This is a genomic window from Bartonella sp. AP7XZML, assembly GCF_042195745.1.
GTDB lineage: Bacteria > Pseudomonadota > Alphaproteobacteria > Rhizobiales > Rhizobiaceae > Bartonella.
The window spans coordinates 1-5,583 of sequence record NZ_JBHIOT010000098.1; the positions used below are offsets into that span (position 1 = coordinate 1).

At 37.7% G+C, this 5,583-nt stretch carries 3 protein-coding genes; all 3 read right to left on the bottom strand.

The annotated features are described in order from the left end of the window. Positions 1-1,740: pertactin-like passenger domain-containing protein (locus tag ACFILT_RS08230; RefSeq protein WP_375679876.1), on the bottom strand; the 1,740-nt coding region annotated here is incomplete at its 3' end. A gap of 358 nt (positions 1,741-2,098) precedes the next feature. Further along, positions 2,099-2,224, bottom strand: coding sequence for a hypothetical protein (locus ACFILT_RS08235; RefSeq protein ID WP_375679877.1), 126 nt, complete (start codon positions 2,222-2,224; stop codon positions 2,099-2,101). Between the two features lie 355 nt (positions 2,225-2,579). Then, positions 2,580-5,144, bottom strand: coding sequence for a BafA family autotransporter (bafA, locus tag ACFILT_RS08240; RefSeq protein ID WP_375679878.1), 2,565 nt, complete (start codon positions 5,142-5,144; stop codon positions 2,580-2,582). Positions 5,145-5,583 lie beyond the last annotated feature (439 nt).

Genomic DNA, 5,583 nt, shown 5'->3' on the forward strand with positions numbered 1-5,583 from the left:
GTGAAAAATCATCGCTGGAGCCGCAGACATAGACAATACCGCATCTGTAGAGGGAGTGGTCAAAAAGTGAGAAACTGAAAGTTTCTCACTCAATTGTGGAAAAGGGTGTTCTTTATGAACTGGACGCACAATCATTTGATCGGCTAAAGATTGAGAAGAGGTTGAAACAGCAGTTTGTTGTTTTTCATCAGAAAGAGGATGAGGACCTGATGGAGGTAACAACGCTACAAGAGTCTGATTTTCTTGAGAGGGAGATACAGAAACACTAGAGACATTCTGTGCCCCTCTTAAATGACGTGGAGGTCGTGGTTTAGATGGCTGTTTTTTAGTAAGTGGACGAGGACCGGTATTTTTTCCTTCAGAAGAAGCCCCTTGATCAGACTGTGTACCCGTATCAGCAGACAATGCAAGAGGAATCTTCGCTTTCTTATTCACACACTCTACTTCAGAATTAGAACCTTCCGTATCTCCAGAAGCTCTACTTAAATACCAAATTGTAGCACTACCACTAGAATCAGCACATCTTCCTCTCTTCACTAAGCGATACTGATAGGTTCCACCATCAACAGCTGTAATGTCCTTGCCCAAAAGATCTGCCAGAGTAAAATTAGCTCCGCCATTGTGGCTTCTATCGGTAATTAACGGAAGCTCAGTAACCAAACTATTCCTTTGTGAGAGAGGACCTGTAATTTCACGTCCAGAATCTGCAATATTTATTTTGTGATTCCCTGAGCCCTCACCAATCAACAAATAATCACTCGCATCCCACGTAGCGCTAATATTGAATCGAAAATGTAAATCCCCTGAAAGTCTCTCAACATAAAGTGAAATATGACGTGGATCATACGGAATAGAAGAAAAAATAACAGTCCCACTCTGCCCCCCTAAATCTTTAATTTTAATCTGTGGTTTTTCTCCTATCTTCCGTTCACCAACCTCAAATATTATCTCATCCACGCTCTCTTCTATAGGAATTTTTTTCTTAGTTATATGATTTGTCCTATCGCCAGCGAATAAATAAAGTTCTCCGCCACCATTGATCCTTACTTCTCCAACGACTTCTTGTACACCAACATGGAACCACGATTTAGCAAAATCCGTGATTGTTAAAGTATCTACAAATCCCATAGGATATACAACTTGAATAGCTTGATCCTTCAAAGTAGTTTTCACAGACTCCCCTAGTGCTAAGACATGCTGTCTCCCATTCCCAGAAACTTCTGTAAACATTGCTCTCCCCCCTTCCTTTCTTTGCCCCGCATAAATATTTTGTTCTCCATCATTTCCCACTTTCGCATACCAAGCACCTCCCCCATCATACACATTCTGCTGTCCCACTGCTCCACCTCCACCCGTAACTGTGGAATTATATGCACTACTTCGTCTAACCACGCGTGTAAAATCAATATTTGGCTCTTCATGAATAAACTGCTGACCTCCCCAAATTTTGGCGCTCATTGCAATTCCTGCTCGTGTAACTATTTGCATCCCTCCTTTTTTAATAGTGGACCCCACGGAAGTTTTTCCATTCTCAACAAGCTCTACATCACCATATTCAATCGTAATATTATTTTTGAAAAAACTAGCAATCAGTTCTAAATTTTTTTCTTCCTCTTCTCTATTTCCCACATCTGTTGCTCTTGTTAGCACTCTATTCCTACTCTCAACTACACTTGCAGATTGCAAAAGACAACTACTGATCATCAATACTGAAAAACTTAATTTGTATTTATACCGCATTATCCACACTCCACTCTTCAATTATTTAGAAAAATACCCCGCGGCTACATAGGTAGCTCGTTTTAGATTGTATCATAATGTGTTTTATTTATGTCTAAATACAATTTTTTAGTGTATTTTTTTAATTTAAACAACTTTAAGTTGTTTATCTACAAACCACTAAAAAACTCTAACTTAAGGCAGAAAAATTGAATAAAATTCAAAATGTTTACTTAAATTCAAGGAATAATTTGCATATCTGGAATTATAGATGAAAAAAATACTCGTGCCCTTAATGGGGCCCCCTCTTCACGTAAAACAAAACGCCATTGGGTTGTACATTCACGCACTTGTTTTAAAGAGACATCTCTCAATGCACTCAAGCCCATTTCGCCACGTCATCCATGAATGATATACCGGTAAAGCCATTGCCCCCCCAATCTTTACGCTTATGAAGAAGCGAGCCGATATCATCATACACTTTTCCAGCCCTAAAATGTTGCAACGCGACACCCTTTGGTACTTGAGGCAGTTTATAAGAGGTATTTTTAGTTCTTTCTTGTACAATTTTTATCCACGCAGGCTTCCCTGCTTGTGACGTGCAAGAAAATGGTTTTGATTGATTCAACATAAACAGATTTGGAATGAGAGAATCCTATGATTTTCGCGACTCTCATTCAACATGCATAGAAATGAATTATTATTATAAATTCAGTATGTTGCCTTTAAAAGAGAGAGTATAAAGACATTCCTACTATTTGAGAAAGTCCTTACACTCTCGAGAAGACATAGCCGAACGTTATCTGTTTAAGTTTGCAAAACAATTACATTTGTAAAGTTAATCAGCCATGCACACATATTTAGAAACTATAGCGTAATCCTAAAATACCTTGAAGAGCATTCTTAATCTTATGTCCTTTTAGATAATGTGCTTCCGCATAAAGTGTTAGTTTATCATTGACCGAACCGTTTAAACCAATTCCCAATTTACCCGCACTGCCCGACAAATCTGTAATAAATTTATACTGGTTATTAATTGTCGTATAATTATTATTTATATTCTCACGCAACCAAGCTGCCATAATGTAAGCTGTTAATGAAGTTTCTGAACTCACAAAAAATTCATGTCCTGCAGTTAATCCAACTTCACTGCGGAATGAAGTTAATGGGCTTAGATCACCTATCATTCCATTGGAAAGTTTTATTCTTTTACCTTCAACCTGCAAACCTGTTAGCTTGATATAAGGCTGCATCCAAGTATTCTGTGCCGGTTCAAAATAACAACCAATCTCAAATGATCCACCTATCGCCCACTGATTGTAATGACTTTGAATGGCTAAATCATTCGTTGATATGGCTTTCAAATTATCTCGGTAATAATTATATTTCAAAACACCATCCATATACCATCCGCGATGATCAAAATAAGTTGCGTAAGTTCCAATGCTATAAGAGCTCAGATCACTATTACCACCTCGTGCATGAGAAATACGTGCTTGATCATAACTACCAAAACCACCAACATACAACTCTCCATGCCTTAATTCACTCAACTGATCAGCACCAAAGACTAAACCTGTCTGCCCAAGCTTAAAGTGTGTAAGGCCTGTCGAAACACGTTCTCTGCTCTTAATCCCATAAGTCCATAGTTCGATATCTTTCTTATTTCTGTTCCAAATTTTTCTACCATTCCGTATAATTTGCAACTCATTATTAAAAATAAGCCCAGGAACTACGGACAACGTTAACACTGCATCTGTAGAGGGTGTCGTTGTTGTTTCACCAGGAACAAAAGGATTTTCCGGATCTGGAATAGAGGCTTCTGGTCCACTGAGGCGATCTGCAGATAAAAACCAAACTTTTCCATTTTCATCCTTTCTTTCTTTCAAATCATACATATAAGTTCCACCATCAATGGCGTTAATTTTGTCACCCTTAAGATCTGTCAGTGTAAAATGTGCTCCACCACTTTGATCCATAATTAAATCACGATTATTTGAAAAAGGATCCGTGATTTCAACTCCAGAATCAGCAACACTTATCGTATGATTCCCAGCACCTTTCTCAACCAAGAGATAATCACCACGGTTATGGGCAATCGTAGTATTGAACGCGAAATGTAAATTTCCTGAAAGATTATTCACATGAAGCTGAGAATAATATGGATCAGAACCTGTAAACGAAAAAATAACACTCCCTTCACCACTTAATTTTTGTATCAAAGAACTTTTTCCATCAAACTCATCAGTAATAGAGTATAGTTTTGTATCTTTTCCATTTAAAATAATATCTTCTACTGTGGTGCGCTGTTGATCATTCCCAGCATAAAGATGGATCTGCCCAGAATGGTTTACTTGTGTCTTGCCTTCTAATGTTGCTCCAGCATGCACCCATGATTTTGTTTGATCATTCATTGTTAGATTTTTTACAGATCCATCAGTATATATTTCCTGAATAGCACTCTCATTTAAAGTGACTCCAATAGCCTGACCGCCCTTTAAGATACGTTGTTTACCACCACCAAAAACTTCTGTGTCAAATGCAAAACCACCATTTTTTGCACTTTGAGACTTTTGTCCAACCTCTTGGACACCCCCTTGCATAACTTTTGTATTCCAAACTTTTCCGCCATCATATACTTTTTGTTGGCCTAGTGTTTCATCTTGACCATAAATGATAGTATGAGAAGCACTACTGCCTTTAATCTCTCCTCCAATATCCCCCTCGCCGAAAACAAGCTGCTCACCGCCATAAATTTTAGTCCCCTCTACTTTCCCTCCATTTCCAACACTTTGGTGCCCGCCTTCTTTAACAACAGCATTTTTCGAAAAACCTTGTTTTCCCTTTAAAGCCTGAACATTTTCAATTCCACCATGTTCAATTTTACTATTCTCACTGAGTCCTCCTGCATACACATAAAGCTCTGCACCATTCCTTACAGTGTTATTAATGGATCGCCCTGGACTATCAATCTCACCATCATTTGAAATGTATGCTTTACCTTCATTATCAAGGATATAATTTTCTAACATTGCCCCATCTTTAATGGAAATAAGTTCAGGCTTTTTAAGGAATGCAGTATTTTGTTCTTGTGCATTATATCCAGCATTGTCACGATGACTGCTGTCAAGCTCCTGTTGACTCGCAAACACTCTAGCACCCTTATCCATGATAAAATCGCTAGGCTTTTTCAAAAAGTCTAATTCATTGCGCGTTCTTACCATGACATCATTAGAGGCTCCAAGTATGCATCTACCTGTTTTCATATCCTCATTGTATTGATCTTGAAATACTTTATCATTTTCATAACTTGAAGATTGACAAAAAAGTGCTGTTCTCCCCTCATTTGCAGCAGCAGCTTGCACAAAACAGCTGCTCAACATGAGTATCCAACAATGTCGTTTCCATTTATATTGTAGAGCCATATCCTCCCCCCCTTCACGCCTGCATAGACACTGAACGTAATTAGCTCTACAAAACATATTTTCAACCTTAGATTGCAATAATCCTTCTTAAAAATCCCCCTTATCTCATAAAAAACCGTTCTTTACAGTTTTTTAAATACTTTTTTGATCAAGAATATAAGGGCGTTTTTATAGGGCTTCTTTAGCATTTCCTCAGAATTTTCTTATCAAAAAAAAGTAATGCATAATCAAGTATATAAGGGAATACAGTTTATCAAGAACAACGAAGCTGCGTGCTCTGAAAAATTGTTCTCTGATGCTGCATTAAAAACTTTAAAAAACTAATCATACATTTAAAGATAACTAAAAAATAACCATATCGTTAGAAACTATAGCGTACACCTAAAATACCCTGAAAGGACTGTTTTGTTTTACGCCCTTTAATATAATGGGCCTCACC